Annotated in this window: 15 protein-coding genes; 4 read left to right on the forward strand and 11 right to left on the reverse strand. The window is 67.2% G+C overall.

Annotation, left to right across the window (positions count from 1 at the left end):
• Positions 1 to 8: 8 nt before the first annotated feature.
• From AB0M03_RS08865 to AB0M03_RS08900, 8 genes are all read right to left on the reverse strand, one after another.
• A complete protein-coding gene (locus AB0M03_RS08865) occupies positions 9 to 275 on the reverse strand; it encodes a hypothetical protein (RefSeq protein ID WP_363489980.1) in 267 nt (88 codons plus the stop codon).
• A 143-nt stretch (positions 276 to 418) separates the two neighbouring features.
• Positions 419 to 2,605 carry a cell division protein FtsK gene (locus AB0M03_RS08870; protein ID WP_363489982.1) on the reverse strand — a complete coding sequence of 729 codons (2,187 nt, stop codon included), beginning with the start codon at positions 2,603 to 2,605 and terminating at the stop codon, positions 419 to 421.
• Positions 2,606 to 2,717: 112 nt separating this feature from the next.
• Positions 2,718 to 2,987, reverse strand: coding sequence for a hypothetical protein (locus AB0M03_RS08875; RefSeq protein WP_363489984.1), 270 nt, complete (start codon positions 2,985 to 2,987; stop codon positions 2,718 to 2,720).
• A 20-nt stretch (positions 2,988 to 3,007) separates the two neighbouring features.
• Positions 3,008 to 3,385: an RRQRL motif-containing zinc-binding protein gene (locus AB0M03_RS08880; protein ID WP_363489986.1), complete on the reverse strand. Its 378-nt coding sequence runs from the start codon at positions 3,383 to 3,385 to the stop codon at positions 3,008 to 3,010.
• Positions 3,382 to 3,702 carry a hypothetical protein gene (locus AB0M03_RS08885; RefSeq protein WP_363489988.1) on the reverse strand — a complete coding sequence of 107 codons (321 nt, stop codon included), beginning with the start codon at positions 3,700 to 3,702 and terminating at the stop codon, positions 3,382 to 3,384. Before AB0M03_RS08885 ends, AB0M03_RS08880 begins: the two co-directional genes overlap by 4 nt.
• On the reverse strand, positions 3,699 to 4,631 hold the full coding sequence (locus AB0M03_RS08890; RefSeq protein WP_363489990.1) for a DUF2637 domain-containing protein: 933 nt from the start codon (positions 4,629 to 4,631) through the stop codon (positions 3,699 to 3,701). Before AB0M03_RS08890 ends, AB0M03_RS08885 begins: the two co-directional genes overlap by 4 nt.
• Positions 4,628 to 4,906 (reverse strand): hypothetical protein, encoded by a 279-nt coding sequence (locus AB0M03_RS08895; RefSeq protein WP_363489992.1) that lies wholly within the window; start codon positions 4,904 to 4,906, stop codon positions 4,628 to 4,630. Before AB0M03_RS08895 ends, AB0M03_RS08890 begins: the two co-directional genes overlap by 4 nt.
• Entirely contained in the window at positions 4,906 to 5,181 is a 276-nt protein-coding gene (locus AB0M03_RS08900; RefSeq protein WP_363489994.1) for a hypothetical protein, read from the reverse strand. Before AB0M03_RS08900 ends, AB0M03_RS08895 begins: the two co-directional genes overlap by 1 nt.
• 515 nt (positions 5,182 to 5,696) lie before the next feature.
• Here AB0M03_RS08900 and AB0M03_RS08905 point away from each other — a divergent pair.
• Positions 5,697 to 6,467, forward strand: coding sequence for a helix-turn-helix transcriptional regulator (locus tag AB0M03_RS08905; RefSeq protein ID WP_363489996.1), 771 nt, complete (start codon positions 5,697 to 5,699; stop codon positions 6,465 to 6,467).
• Positions 6,464 to 6,937 carry an NUDIX domain-containing protein gene (locus tag AB0M03_RS08910; protein ID WP_363489998.1) on the forward strand — a complete coding sequence of 158 codons (474 nt, stop codon included), beginning with the start codon at positions 6,464 to 6,466 and terminating at the stop codon, positions 6,935 to 6,937. The genes AB0M03_RS08905 and AB0M03_RS08910 overlap by 4 nt, the downstream gene beginning before the upstream one ends.
• Here the strand turns inward: AB0M03_RS08910 and AB0M03_RS08915 are convergent.
• Together AB0M03_RS08915 and AB0M03_RS08920 are read right to left on the reverse strand one after the other, a co-directional pair.
• A complete protein-coding gene (locus tag AB0M03_RS08915; RefSeq protein WP_363490000.1) occupies positions 6,934 to 7,470 on the reverse strand; it encodes an HD domain-containing protein in 537 nt (178 codons plus the stop codon). The genes AB0M03_RS08910 and AB0M03_RS08915 overlap by 4 nt on opposite strands.
• Positions 7,471 to 7,484: 14 nt before the next feature.
• Complete coding sequence (locus tag AB0M03_RS08920; RefSeq protein ID WP_363490002.1) at positions 7,485 to 7,940, reverse strand: GntR family transcriptional regulator; 456 nt, start codon at positions 7,938 to 7,940, stop codon at positions 7,485 to 7,487.
• Positions 7,941 to 8,469: 529 nt separating this feature from the next.
• Here AB0M03_RS08920 and AB0M03_RS08925 point away from each other — a divergent pair.
• Positions 8,470 to 10,422 carry an AAA family ATPase gene (locus AB0M03_RS08925; protein WP_363490004.1) on the forward strand — a complete coding sequence of 651 codons (1,953 nt, stop codon included), beginning with the start codon at positions 8,470 to 8,472 and terminating at the stop codon, positions 10,420 to 10,422.
• Between the two features lie 220 nt (positions 10,423 to 10,642).
• Here AB0M03_RS08925 and AB0M03_RS08930 read toward each other — a convergent pair whose 3' ends face one another.
• Entirely contained in the window at positions 10,643 to 12,424 is a 1,782-nt protein-coding gene (locus tag AB0M03_RS08930; RefSeq protein WP_363490006.1) for an HNH endonuclease signature motif containing protein, read from the reverse strand.
• Positions 12,425 to 12,523: 99 nt separating this feature from the next.
• Between AB0M03_RS08930 and AB0M03_RS08935 the strand changes: the two genes are divergently transcribed.
• Entirely contained in the window at positions 12,524 to 14,002 is a 1,479-nt protein-coding gene (locus AB0M03_RS08935) for an HNH endonuclease signature motif containing protein (protein WP_363490008.1), read from the forward strand.
• Positions 14,003 to 14,302: the final 300 nt, after the last annotated feature.

Consider the following 14,302-nt stretch of genomic DNA (forward strand, 5'->3'; position numbering starts at 1 on the left):
CTCGGGGTTCAGTGGTGGGCGTCGTCGCGGATGCGGCGGGCCACGTTGCGGGCGGTGGTGGTGTGGTTGTGCAGGCGGCGGCCGATCCGCAGCCGCCGGCCGGTCGCCTGGCAGCGTCGGCAGGGCCTCGGGCGGCGCCGCAGACGGCCGGTCGGTGCCTGCCAGCCGGTGCCGGTGCACTTGCGGCAGCGACCGAACGGGCTCACCCAACACACGATGCTGTAACCGAGAGTGATGGCGAGTAGGCAGGCGAGTGCCAAGGCGGTGGGGGTCATGAAGGAGCCTCCCGGGGCGGTTTCGAGGGTTTGCCCAGGTGGGCGCTATCCGCTAGCGGCCAGCTCAGGGCAGGGATGAGGCGCTAGCGGGGGTGCTACCGGTAGCGGGCCCACCCGCTACCGGTAGCACCGTTGCTTGGGGGTCAGGCGGACCGCTGTCCGTCACGGCGCGTGATGGCCTCCGTGATGCGGTCGCGCTCCACGCCGCGCCGGTTGGTCTGCCGGCCGTCGACGCGGCGGGAGATCTGCACCGTCTCCACGCCGTGCGGCTTGAGGGCGGCGGCGAGCTGGTCGGCCTCCCACCCGGCGTACCGGTCCTCGTCCAGGGCAGCGAGCGCGGCGACCAGCGTCTCGGACCAGACCTTGGCCTCCCCGGCGGGCCAGATGGAGATCAGGTCGTCCAGGATGCCGCCGGTGTTCTTGGCCCGCTCCGGGGTCTCGCCGGCGGCGAGGCCGGTGAGGGTGCCGGCGGCGATGCGGGCGGCGCGGGCGCGGTCCATGATGCGTCCGGCGGCGGGGCCGTCGAGGTAGTAGGAGCGGACGATCTGCGCGTCGGTGGCGGCGCCGACCAGGTAGCCGATGCCCTTGTCGTTCGCGGTGAACGAGGTGGCCCGCAGCCCGTTCTTGTAGCTGGAGGTGCCGAGGACCATGTCGTTCTCGGTCTGGCCCATCACGCGCAGGCAGAACCGGATGCCGACGTTCGCCGAGACGCCGGAGGGCAGGGACTTCACGTCGGGGCGCTGGGTGGCGAGCAGCAGGATGACGCCCATGGCGGGGCCGCGCTTGATGATGGCCTCGGAGAGGGTGCCGGCCTCCTTGCCGTAGGTGTCGTGGGAGTAGAGCTCCTGGCACTCGTCGATGATCAGCACCAGCGGGTGCAGCCCCAGCTTGCGGTCGGTGGCGAGCTCTGGGGTGACCTTGTTCTCCGGGCGGCGCTCCTTCGGCAGGGAGCGGATGACCGCGGCGCGGCGCTCCAGCTCCTTGTAGGTGTAGCGCAGGGAGCCGATGGCGCCTTCGATGGTTTCGTCGTCGGCGCCGGAGCCGTAGTCGGCGGCGACCTTGGCGGCGTCCTCCAGGTCACCGGTGCCCTTGAGCTCCCACACGTGCAGCTCGGCCGTCGGGTCGAGCGCGGCGGCGAGCATCAGGACGCGGAGGGCGAAGGTCTTGCCGAAGCGGGGCATGGCGCCGATCAGCACGTTCGCGAACATCAGCAGCATCGACACGGAGCGGCCGCGCTGGTCGGTGCCGAACGGCAGCGGCTTGAACAGGCTGATCGTGCCGGCGGTGGCGAGCGGCCAGGCGGGGGCCTTGGTCTGGGACATGTCCTGGTCGCCGACCCACAGCATGAGGCGTCCGGCGTGCTGGTCGTGGACCGGCTCCGGCCACACGCAGCCGAGCGGCCTGCGGAGGCCGGAGGCGAGGCGGTCGCGCTTGTCGATGATGTCGATCGCGGTCACGCCGTAGGGGAGGTCGATGTCGGCGCGCCAGCCGTTGCCGTCGCGGGTGATCGGGGCGACGAACTTGATGCCGTCGCCGCCCTTGGCCATCGCCTTGTTGATCTCCGCAATGCCCATCGCGCCCAACGCCCGCACCACGATGTCCGAGGTGAGGCGCTGCACCTTCGTGGCCACGACGGCCCGGTCGATCAGCGGCTGGTCGGCCTGCCCGCCCGCCGCGCCAAGGGCGAGGGCCGCGGCGGTGGCCAGGGCGAGGGTGGTCCAGCCGGGGGTGGCCACCATGAGCACCGCCGTGAACGCCACCCCCAGCACCGCGGCGAGCAGGAGCATGATGCCGCGGGCGCGGACCCGACGGTCGCGCTGCCGGGACAGGATCAGGTACTGCTCCACGTCCTCCCGGCGCACCGAGGCGGCGCGCACCGGGCGGCCCTCGGCGTCGGTCACCCACCGGTACGTGCCGCCGACCAGCCGGGCCGTGCCGCGCGGCGCCCGCGCCAGCAGCTTCCCGGCATAGAGCGGGGAGCGGACCGCGTGGTAGCCGGCCGTGTGCGCCATGTTGCCGCCCAACCACCGGGCGTAGGAGACGAGTTCGGCCTTGGAGCAGGCCCAGGCGGGGATGATCGGGCGGCGCTTCGCCGAGCGCGCGGTCGCCGTCCGGTCCACCGACGCTGGGTCGCGCGGGTCGCGGGAGTCGACATACACCGACGGCAGGCCGTCGTCCGCCTCGGCGGGGCGGCGGTCGGCACGGGCCTTGTCGAAGTCCAGGACGGTGGCGCCAATCATGCGGTCGGTGGCCATGTCCGCCTCCAGAGCGGCGAACAGTCCGTCCGGGTCCTCGGGCTGGTTCGGGTCGGGCGTGTGGTGCTGGTTCACTGGAGGTCCTTCCTCACAGAGTTGCTGTGCGGGAATGGGGCCCGGGACGGCCGGTCAGCTTGCCGGCAGGAGCGGCCGTCCCGGGTGTGGTGCCAGTGGTGCAGGGTGCTGGTCAGTCCTGGTCGCCGAAGGCGGGCCAGGGCAGCGCGCGGCAGTCGGCGGCGTGGGCGTTGGCCCGGTTGCGGGCGGTGCCGCGGAGTTCGGCGTAGTAGCTGCAGTCCCGGCAGCCGTTGCAGGACCAGTGGAAGGTGGGGGCGCCGTGCTCGTTGGTGCCGCCGGTCGGGAACAGGGCGACCAGGGCGGAGCCGAGGGTGAGGAACACGGCCTCGGTGCCGACCGGCAGACCGGTGGCGGAGTCGGTGCGGATGAACGTGCCAGACACGGGGGTTCTCCTCGCGTGATTCAGGCCGCGGCGGCGGGGGTGCCGTCGGCGCAGGGCAGGCAGGTGCCGAGGTGGGCGGGCAGGACGTAGCCGGCGTCCCGCTGGCAAGTGGGGCAGGTGCGGCGGGCCCGCATCGCCGCGGCGAGCGCGGCGGCGCGGGCCTCGGTCATCGGCCGGACCGGCTTGGCCAGACAGGTGCGGTAGAGGTGCGCGGCGCGCACGCCGTTGCTGCGGCGGGAGTGCCACAGGATCTGCGCTGCGACCGGCTGACCACCCGGCCGCAGCCCCCGCTTACGGAGCTGGCGGCGGGTCAGCAGGCCGTCGGGGGCCATCCGCCACGGGTACGTGGGCAGGCCGAACCGCTCCCCGTGCGGGTCCCAGAACCGCGGCCGGCTCACTGTTCGGCCTCGCGGCCGGGGGTGTAGTAGCCGATCAACTCGACCGGTACGCCGGCGAACTCGGCCGTCGTGCGCAGCCACGCGAGGTGCGTGGTCTCGCGGTGGTCGATGGTCTCCGTCGGCACGGCCAGCGCTTCGCGCCACTGCTCGAAGTGGGCCAGGCCGGCGTGGATGTCGACCCGCAGGCCCCAGTCCGTGTTCGCGCTGGGGTCGGGCTGGCGCAGGCAGATGTCGGCGGCGGGCAGGTCGGCGAACGCGGTCAGCAGGGCCAGCAGTGTGCCGGCCGCCCGGATCTGGTCGGACGTGGTGGCAGTCACGATGCCTGCTCCTCATTGCCCTCGCCGGTCTCCGGCGCGGGCCCCTTGGCGGCGGCCGGCAGGTCGTCGGTGTCGGGCACGGCGTGCAGGCCCGGCCGCCCGGCGGCGCGCTCGGCCTTGAGCGCGTCGCGCAGGGTGCGGGCGCGGTCGGCGGAGGTGCGGACCGCCGCCCGGATGCGCTCCGCGGTCAGCTGGTCGTCGGGCCAGTCGGTGGTGGCCGTGCGGGCCTCGGCGAGCAGTTGCTCGGGAGTGCGGGTCGGTCGTCCGGTGCGGGCTGACTGCGGCACGGTGCCGGTCGCCCGTCGGGGCCGACTCGTCACCGCCGCGACCGCCCGCACCGGACGAACCGGCACGGCCTCGACGACGGGCAGGGTCGGGTCCGCGGTCGGCGCGGGGGCGGGTGTGGGGTCGGGCGACTGGTAGACCGACTCCGTTGGGTCCGGGTCGGCCTGTTCGCGCAGCTCAGACCCCGACCGATTTACGATGGTCTGGGTGTTTTCTGCCGGTTCGGGCTTGTGGTGGAGGACCTTCGCCACCAGGTCGGAGCCGAAGAAGATAGAGCCGACCGGCAGGCTGCTGGCGAGCAGGACCAGTGCCCAGTGGGCGGGTGCCCAGTCGGCCAGTCGGGCCCGACCGGCGGTGTGCAGAGTCGGCACCAGGCCGTGCACGTAGTTGAGGACCAGCGAGGCGGCGGTGTACCCGGCGAGCACCCGCAGCGCGAACTTGCGGTCGGCCTGCGGCAGGACCAGCGCGGCGACCAGGGCGAGGGCCATCAGGCCGTCGACCACGAGCGGGTAGACGAACGCGGCGTCGGCGTCGGCGCCGATCGCGGTGGCCACGTCCCGCAGTGCGTTCCACGACACCCGGAACGCCATGCCGACCACGGCCAGCAGCCCGGCGACCATCCAGAACTTTGCCCAGCGGCTCACCGGAACCACCTGCGCTTCGGCTGGTCGCCGTCGGTGGTGAAGCCGGCGTATCCGCCCTCGGGCGGCTCGGCGTGGCCGAACATCGTGTCGGCGGCGACGGCCGCCGCACCGAGGGTGGAGATGACGGCGGCGGCGACGGGGTGGCCGTGGTCGGCGGCGAGGTGCGAGAGCATCGCGCCGCCGGTGGCGGCCCGCCGGTCGGCCGCCGGGGCGCCGTGCCGGTCGGTGCAGAACGAGGTGACCGCCCGTTCGGCGGCCTGGCGGAGGCGTCCCATCAGGCCGCCACCCCCAGCCCCGCCGTCCGGCGGACGGTGCGGCGGGAGCGGAGCGGGACCGGCGCGGTGGCCATCAGGGCCTCGGCGTAGGCGGCCAGCTCCGGGTCCTCCAGGCGCAGGTCCGCCAGCACCGCGGCGGCGACGTCCATCCGGGCGGCGCGGTCGATCGCCGACTCGCCGGGCACGCCGGCGAACAGCTCCTCGTCCACGCCCAACGCCAGCTCCGCGAACTCCTCGGGGTTCGCGGCGTGCTGGCCTGCAACAATCGACTTCACGGGTCTACCTCTTCCAATCAGGCGGTGGGCCCGAGGGCCGTCGCGCGTTCCTTGGCCGGAGCGCGGCGGCCCGTTCCGTTGGGCCCAGACCACTCGTCACGCACGAGTAGCCATGGGTCCCGACCTGCCCTGATGAGGGCAGGTCGGTCACCAAAGTGACTCGTTCGTTGATCAGCACACTGTGGAGTTCTCAAGGAACGCGCGCTTCCTTCGGGCGGCTCTCACCCCGGCCCTCCGGGCGCGTTTGTGCAGCTCAGAGCAGCCAAAGAAGGGCTGCCAGTTCACCAGCCTCGCCATGCGAGACATGTTGAACATGTCTCTTACGATGGCGCTGAAACGACGTTCCGTCAAGTCCTCTTCTCTGCTGTGCCGGTAGTGCCCGGCTGCACACCACAAGGTTCGCGCCGTCGACCGTGTCGAGATACGGCGCCAGTGGACGGCCCGGAACCGACTTCGCTACGGTCGAGTCGTCCCGCATCGTCCACGCGCCACCGGATCGTCCAGGGGAGGACGAGATGGCCAATGAGCGGCTCAGAGCAGCGATCCTGGCAAGCAAACTGACGATCGAGCAGATCGCCGAGCGAATCGGCGTCAGCCCGCGGACAGTGGAGCGGTGGGTCGAGGCCAAGGACCAGCGCAAGCCGTACCGGCGGTTCCAGTACGCCCTGGCGAACCTTCTCGGCCGGGACCTGTCGGACCTGTGGTCAGACGAGCAGAGCACCGGCCAGACCGCGGAAGCTGGCCGGGCCGAACTGGTCAGGCTCTACCCGCACCGCTCCGTGGTGCCAAGGGAGTTGTGGACCTCGCTGTACGCGAAGTCGACCCGACACTTCGACCTGGTCGTCTACGCCGGCTTCTGGCTCTCGGAAGACCCACTGTTCTTCCGGCTGATCAGAGAGAAGGCCGCGGCCGGCGTGCCGGTTCGCATGATGCTCGGCGACCCCGACTCAGACCTCATCGCGCGGAGAGGCGAGGACGAAGGTATCGGCCCCGCGATGGCCGCCAAGATCCGCAATGCGCTGTCCAACTACGGGCCGCTGTTCAACCTGCCGGGAGTCGAGTTCCGCGTCCACGCGACGACGCTGTACAACTCCCTGTACCGGGCGGATGACGAAATGCTGGTCAACGGCCACGTCTACGGGGTAGGCGCCTACCTCGCGCCTGTACTGCACCTCTCGCAGGTGCCCGGCGGCGAACTGTTCAGCACGTACGCCGCGAGCATCGAACGGATCTGGGAGAGTTCCCGGAAGATCAGTTCCCCGAGGCTGGAAGGCGAGGCGGCATGAGCCGGATCGACTACATCAACGACCCCAACGCGCCGGCAGCGAACTCGGTCGTGCCGTCGGTGGTGGCCGTCGTCCAGGACGACGCCGGTCGGGTGCTCATGATTCACAAGACGGACAACGGACTGTGGGCACTCCCCGGGGGCGGCCACGACATCGGCGAGTTCGTCGCGGACACGGTGGTCCGTGAGGTACGGGAGGAGACCGGTGTCGATGTCGAGGTAGCGACGGTGACCGGCCTTTACACCGATCCGGGGCACCTGATGGCGTACGACGATGGCGAGGTTCGCCAGCAGTTCTCCATCTGCTTTCGGGCGCGGATGCTCGGCGGCGAACTCCGGACCAGCGACGAATCGAAAGAGGTCCGCTGGGTGGACCCCGCGGACCTCTCCGGCCTCGACATTCACCCGTCCATGCGGCTGCGGATCGGGCATGCACTCGACCCGAACCGCACCCAGCCGTACATCGGTTAGGCCAGCGCCAGCCGGCCCTCGACGCGCTGAGCAGCGGCATGAATGTCCGGCTCCGCCCGGCGGATGAACCGTCCGACGATGCTGTCCGGTCCGTACCGGCCCACGATTTCCGCGACACGTGCGGGCGTGGTCGTGGGCGTCCCGTCCGGTGTCGTGGTCATGTCGCAGTAGATCAACGCATCGACTAGCGCGGGTTCCTCCAGAGGAAACTCCGTCTCCAGTTCCTCCCGGAGGCCACGTTCCTCCGCCTCCAGCAGCGCGCAGGAGTGATGGGCGACCAGGCGGACGATGCGCTCGTCTACGTGCTCCACGTTCCGCAGGAACCGCGCGCCGTCGAGAGGATGGAACCCGGTGTCGACGATTCGAGGCGAGTAGCCGATATCGTGCAGGACTGCCGCGGCTTCGAGCAGTTCGGCATCAGCCCCGAGAATCGCTGTGAGCGTACGGGCCCGCCCGGCCACCCCCTGCGAGTGAGCCCAGCGGCGGGGAAGGTCGTCGGAGAGAAGTGCTTGAGCGAGGTCGTAAGCCCACACAGCAGCATCCGTTCCTAGGAAGTGGGTGACGTGGTGTTGGTGCCCGGCAGCGCCCGGACGAAGCGGCCCTTGCCCTGCCGGACCTCCAGGACGCCGGCACCTTCGAGCTGGGCCAGTACGCGTCGTACTGTCCCTCGCGACGCGGACGTCAGTTCGCAGAGCTTGCTTTCCGGCGGGAATGAGTCGCCGGGCATCAGCTTCTCATCAGCAATCACGCCCACGATCACGTCGTAGACCGTAGGCGTTGCCGCTGAGGCGGCCACAGTACGGCGAGCGCCCTGCTGGGATCGGACCAGCCCCTCAGACGCAAGGATCTTGAGTGCACGTCCAACCGTGGTACGGGCAACACCAAACCTTGCCATCAGCTCGGCCTCGGACTGCAGCACGGCGGTCTCAGAGCCGTTGCTGATCTCTGCGCGCAGTACATCGGCGATCTGCAGGTAGGTGCCGCGGGGGCTTCGCTCGGTCACTGATCACCTGTCCTCTCACGTTCGGCAGCCACGATGAAGGATGCCTTAGGTCGGGAGCCAATATCGACAGACCAGCGCAGCCAGGGGCCGTGCCGCAGCCATGCGGATGCCGACAGCTGGCCATCACCGACGCTGAGGGTTGTTACGAGTTTCGCTACTTCATCAAGGGCGCGCACGGCGCGCCAGCGCGCGGCCCTGGCCGCCCGCCGACGCTCCTGGCTTCGCCCCGCTCCGGCGGCGGCCCGGCCGCCAAGTGGCAGAGATGGGCTGAGCCCAGGACCCCGCCGTGGCGGGGGTGGGCGGCTCCGCGGTTTTACCCACCTCTCCGGACCGGGACCCGGGTCGAGCAAGACCGGGAGGCCACTCGGCCAGATTGCGGCAGGCGAGGAGCCTGCCCGAGATCGCGGCAAGCTTACGGCCCCGATCATGCTCGACCCCAGACCGGACAGGACACCGGCCAAAACCGCTCCACCACCCGCGTACACCGCCCTACGCTGTACCGCGGAAGGTCGCAGAGAAGGGGTGCCTGATGTGGCTTCGCGAGATAAGAGCTGCCGGATTTCGCGCATTTTCAGAGGTGTCGTGGGAGTTTCCCAAGACGGGCCTAGTTTTTGTTGCTGGCGCAAATAATTCCGGAAAGTCATCCCTTCTTGCAACTCTGGACGCAATCGTTGGGTCGGAGGAGGGAGACCCGGCCATGCGAAAGCACTCTGCCGCCACCGACCCTCCGACGCTTCATGCCACATTCATGCTTAACGACATCGAACGCTCGAAAATTCTTCAAGATAATGGACTGGTCGACACTCTGGACGGTTCCCGCTTCAGATCTATCGAGTTCATTTTTTCGGAGATCGAGGGATCTCTTCGGATTTCATCGATCGATGTCGAGTGGCTGCCTGGAGAGATGAGGAAGTTCGCGTATCTCGAACCAGACATTCGGGAAAATAGGGCGACTCTCAGGATGCTAAGCCTGCCGCCCAACAGCCCTGCGGATATGGTTCCGGGAATTGCAGTGAAATCCTCGTTCGTTCTGGGTATTGCATTGGAGTCTGCGACCCAGTACTCTCCCGAGCTCGCGGAAATTTGGCGCGGACTTGCGAAATGGAGATCAAGTTTCTTTCACTTTCGCGCTCTTCGCATGGGGACATCGCGCTCGACTCACCTTGCAAGTGAGCCAAATCTGGCGCCATCAGGTGTAAACCTTCCGGCAGTACTTCTTGACCTCACGACTAACCGACCCGGCCTGATGAACCGGCTCCGAGAGCTCATCTCCGAGATTGTTCCGGATGTGGGAAACTTGGAGACCCCGACATCGGGGAACAGTCTTGAGATCGCATTTTCTGACCCTTTTATTGATGGATTCCGCCACAATCTGAAGGAGCTCGGAACTGGCGTCGAGCAGCTCCTTATGACAATTGTGGTGGGGCTCACGCAGAAGACTCCGTGCACATTGGTCATCGAGGAACCGGAAACCAACCTCCACCCTGCCGCTCAACGCGCGATGCTTGGCTTGCTCAGAGAGTGGTCAGCGGACCGTCTAATTGTGGCCGCAACGCACAGCCCGGTAATGCTAGATCGGGCAGGGGGGCAAGATCGGGTCTACCATGTAACTCGCGCCAGTGGCTCATCGGTCGCAAGTCTCATTGATTCAGCTCCCCTTAACCTTTTCGAATCCCTTGGCGTCCGGCTTTCTGACGTCCTGTCTGCAGATCGGATTCTTGTGGTTGAAGGCCCCTCGGATGAGGAGGTACTTGCCGCATGGTTCCCTGAATATCTGCGAGACCCGAGACTTGCAGTAATCTCAGGAGGTGGAGGGGATAGCGCCAGGCATGCCGGAACCTTGGCAACTTGGCTTGACGTTGTAGACCGCATAGGGGAGCGGAATGTGGTATTCATGCGCGACCGAGACGAGCTTTCGCCGGAATCAATCACCCTTCTTGAAAGATCCCCAACAGTTTACGTGCTCCAAAGGCGAGAGCTTGAAAACTACCTTCTTGATCCCGAATCTGTGGCGCAACTTCTGGCGACTCTTCCCTCAGTGGCTACAGCCCCTGAAGTTGAAGATGTCCGGGCTGCCATCTTGGACGCTGCAAATGATTTGAGGCCGGTCGTCATCGTCAATCGGGTAGTCAGGCATCTGCAGCCGGTTCGACTGATGGACAATAAGCTTCGCCAAAACCTTGCGAAGCGGCGAGTCGGCCCAGATGAAATCAAGAGGGAAGTCACGAGGCTCATCCCTGACGCCGCCGGAGTGGAAACCGATATCGACCGTTGGTGGGCCGAAAGCAAAGCGCAGGTCGATAATCTGAATTCGGACGAAATCCTCAGAGTCGCCCCGGGGGAAGAAATTCTTGACTCCGTCTTTATGAAGTTCGCCAAGGTTCACTTCAAAAAGCGGGCGCATGCCCCGGAATTGGCCAAGATGATGCAGGGGCCGCCCGAGGAGCTTCGGGCGCTGCTTGCCGATTTCATGAAAGTTTAATTTATATTCGCTTATCATTCCCCTCCCGCAGCGGTGCGCTATCGGAGTCCAGTAGCGGTTCGGCGCTGTCGCCTTCTCGGTCGGCCCAGCCGCCGTGCCACAACCCGTGCCATGTTGGGCGGGGAGTCATGGGGAGCTGCGGGTGACGGCGGAGGAGGAGCCGCCAACCACGCAGCACAGCAAGCTTGCAGGTCAGTCAGGTAGTGCAACGCTCGTTCTCCTAAAGCGGGGATTCGTCTGCGCTGCTGATCGCCAGGTCATGCAGACGCAGTGCCGTTTTCTGGAGTGACCGCTTCAGTTTGTCGCGATTTGCCCCGTAAGTCTTTAGGGCATGGCAGTTGGGGCAGAGCGCGATCATGTTCCACGGTAGGTCCGCTCCACCCTTGCCGAGGTCGTGGATGTGGTCGACCTGAAGGATCGGCTCACCAGCAGTGGTGAGTTCGCTTGGGTGGCCGGCGCAGGACGGGTTCTCGCAGGAGCCGCCGCTTCGGCGGATGACTGCTGCCCTGGCGCTGGCGCTTCGGATGTAGCGGTCCGCCGTGGAGCGCCGGGTGCTTTGGGAACGTCTGGCGACGCTGGCTTCTGCGGAGTCCGTGAGCCGCCGGTATGCGTCTTGGTCACTCTCGGGGTGGTGCCGCTCGCTTGGATCGACGTCGCCCGGTTCGTAGTCCCCTGTCTCGTCGTAAAGCTCGCCACTCTCGTCTTCGAGTGCTGCGATGACATCGGCCGGCCATGACTCGCGCAGTGGTGAGGGTACGGGGGCGAGAATCCAGAGGAACTCGCGACGCCATTGGCCGTCATCTCCGCGGCCCCAGCGGTAACGCCTCTGTACGATGATCGCCCAGGTCTCGAACGAGAACTCCTGCTCAAACGGCTTGTGCCAGTACCGTAGGGGTCGCTGTGCGGCCTGGTACTCCGCCAACATCTTGTTGCCGTCGACCAGCTGCTGATCGCCGGAGAGGCCATCGCCGACGTAGGAGATCCATCCGGTGTCGGGGAGTCGGCCATCGGCGTACGGCCCCTTGTCGTCCGAGAAGACGCTCAGGATGCCGTCTGCCAAGTATCCGATCCCAGCCATCTTCTGCCCGCCATAGACGGACCAGATCGCTTCGCGGTCCTTGAACTGCTCGCCGGGAAGCGGCCGGAGAGAGTCAGCCCACCTGCCGCCCAGTAGTTCCGTAAGGCCGAGGTCTTCCAGAAGACCGGCTGGCAGAGGGTAGAAATATCGGAGCAGTAGGCCAGCTGCGGCTTCGGCAGCCTTCTCGGGATGGGACTGCAGGAACTCGAAGTCCTCTTCCGGGAACCCCGCCTTGGGGTCGAGGCGATTGAGGGACTCTGCCGTGTGGCGGTGCACCTGATTACTGGAGAGTGCCGAGTGTGCGTCACCCGCGATGACCCACAGGTCATCGCGGACCAGGGCAAGAAACGGATAGTGAGCAGCTTGGCGGCCGTCCCGTACCTCTCCGTATTTCTCCAGCAGAGGGGCCAAGGCTGCACGTGCGACAGACCAGGGCTGCTCGCGGGGCGCGCCGGCCACGGCCTGGCCTATCGCCCACAGCAGCAGCAGAGGTCGGTGAGGAGCTGGCCCGTTGCGGCGAGTCTGGGGCCGTACATCGCCGATGCGCCGGAGGAAGGTTTTGGGAGGCTTCACCACCGTGAACCCTTCCCGTTCCAGCCATGCCACCGCGTGATCCTTGCCGCCGCTGAACTCCGACGGCTTGAGGGCACGACCGAAGTCGTACTGGTGAGCCACGCCCGCGATCGCCTTCGAGTCGTACTCCTGCCCGTCATGCACCAGCCGGTAGGCGGCAGCCGAGCGGAACCGGTAGGTGGCGCGAAACTTCTCCACACCGAGTCGCTTGTGTTCAGCTATCGCCTGGAGAACCCCAGCGCGCGTGATCCCACCGATCTGCATGCCAGCACGGTAGAGCATGCCGCTGACAGGCTGCTGCGTGTGATCTGCGGTTTCGATGCGGCTCTGACGGGCGGCGGAACTCTGCATGATGGAGCGCCGACAGTGCCTGCGACGAAGCCTCGGCGGAGTGACGGCTGGCAGCTTGTTCGGCGACAATGGGACGGGCGGCAACGGGGAAGGGGACCGGTGACCTACCAGGACTTCGCGGACTACTCCAACGCGAACGAGCTCACCCTGGCCATCGCCAGGCTGCGGACCCAGGAACGGATCAGCCTGGACAAGGGGGATTACCGGGCTGCCGACGACGCCAAGATCGCTCTTGGTCGTGCCCAGGCTCGGCTTGCCGAGCTGTACCGCGAGCGTGGCCTGCTCGACGGTGCGGTCCCCGCCGGCGCCACAATGACCCCGGCGGAGCGCGCTGCCAAGGGATGGGAGAGCGTCCTTGCCAACCCGTTTTTGGAGCCTCCACCAGGGCCGCCTATGCGCGAAGAGAGTAGAAAATCAAAGCCGAAGAAGGCCACGGCCGCGCCTGCTCCCAGGCCGGACGACCTGGAGCGGACGCTGACTTACAGCACGAAGCGCCTGGCGGGCGTGATTCGAGCCCGGAAGCTGACGAAGCAGGATGAAGCGGAGCTGGCCTGCCTGCCGACCAGTGCTCTTGTGTTTCTGCCTAAAGCCACGCAGCCGTTGTGCACTGCAACAGACCTGGAGGCTCTCGGCTGGAGCCGACGCCTGATCATTGAACTGGGCTCCCCTGCTGACAAGATGAGGTATCGCCGAACGCAGATCCTCCACCGCGCCAGTGACGATGACTTCCAGCGTGAGCTCGCGCGGCTTTACCAGATCCGGCTGGAGGATGCGTGGCACGAGCGGAGGCGGCGTGAGCACGAGCGGGATCTGGAACGCCTAACCCCTTGGCCGAAACGTGAGAGCGAGGCCGCCCGCAGATGGAAGGAGGAGAACGCCCGCTACCAGGAGATACTCAACACCCGGAAGGCCCTGGAAGCAGGTGCAACTCCGGCAGGCAAGGAACCGGACCTGACCGTGACGCCAATCCGGTCGATCGCCGCGCAGGCAACGGTTAAACCCGGACGGACAGGCGATGTTCGGGTCGGCGTGTGCCCGGTGTGCAACAAGGGCGGCCTCCCGCGCGGCTGGGTCCGGCACCAGCGATGCCAGGGGATGACCCGGTCCCAGAAGACTGAGAAGGCTTCTCCGGTTCCAGCGGAAGCCGCCCCCGCGCCGGAGCGCAGTGGGCGCACGGCCGTGCCCGGGCCGGACGGGTCTGCGGAGTACCGGCGACTGGTTGCAGTGGTAGAGAAGAAGGAGGCGGCGGCGCAAGGGAAACGGGCGGCCGGATCAGCTCGGCCGGTACGCATCCCAGAGGCCCGCAGGGCGGTGCTGGAGCGATGCGAAGGCCGGTGCGAGAACCCCGGGTGCACGGGCCAGCCGGATGACGTCACGTACGACGGTTTGCCGCTGCTGGAGGTCGATCACGTGGACGAGATAGCTGACGGCGGCCGGGACCACCCGTGTGCGATGGTCGCGCTCTGCCCGAACTGCCACGCGATCAAGACGCGCGGGCGGACAAAAGTACAGCTCACGGAGGTGCTGCGCGGAGTCGCTGAGCGGGCGCATGCAGTGGCAAGCAGCAAGGAAGCGTAGATATAGCAGACTTGCATCGCCATGCAACGCTGCAGGGCGGTGTGCCACCTCGCGCCCTGGCTTGTAAAGGCAGTGAACCTGAGTAGAAAGCTTACGTGCCGCGACCTGACATCAGTAGCTGACATCAACGGCGGCAGATCATGGCGGTCGCCCCTGGCTGTGTGAGCATTGGCGAACGGCCTTTGAACAGGCAAGACACCGCTTGTCTGGCCATCCGGTCGAACTTACAAGGCGGATGTCGGCGGTTCGAAACCGTCTGCGCCCACCAGCTGTGAACACCGCGAAAGCCCCGGACCCTTC

The organism is Kitasatospora sp. NPDC051914 (assembly GCF_040680995.1).
In the GTDB taxonomy this organism is placed as follows: Bacteria; Actinomycetota; Actinomycetes; order Streptomycetales; family Streptomycetaceae; genus Kitasatospora.

What these genes read in the sequence shown, in the direction of transcription:
- AB0M03_RS08865 (WP_363489980.1), bottom strand. Translation starts at nt 275, where the DNA reads ATGACCCCCACCGCCTTGGCACTCGCCTGCCTACTCGCCATCACTCTC.
- AB0M03_RS08895 (WP_363489992.1), bottom strand. Translation starts at nt 4,906, where the DNA reads ATGGGACGCCTCCGCCAGGCCGCCGAACGGGCGGTCACCTCGTTCTGC.
- AB0M03_RS08905 (WP_363489996.1), top strand. Translation starts at nt 5,697, where the DNA reads ATGGCCAATGAGCGGCTCAGAGCAGCGATCCTGGCAAGCAAACTGACG.
- AB0M03_RS08910 (WP_363489998.1), top strand. Translation starts at nt 6,464, where the DNA reads ATGAGCCGGATCGACTACATCAACGACCCCAACGCGCCGGCAGCGAAC.
- AB0M03_RS08925 (WP_363490004.1), top strand. Translation starts at nt 8,470, where the DNA reads ATGTGGCTTCGCGAGATAAGAGCTGCCGGATTTCGCGCATTTTCAGAG.
- AB0M03_RS08930 (WP_363490006.1), bottom strand. Translation starts at nt 12,424, where the DNA reads ATGCAGAGTTCCGCCGCCCGTCAGAGCCGCATCGAAACCGCAGATCAC.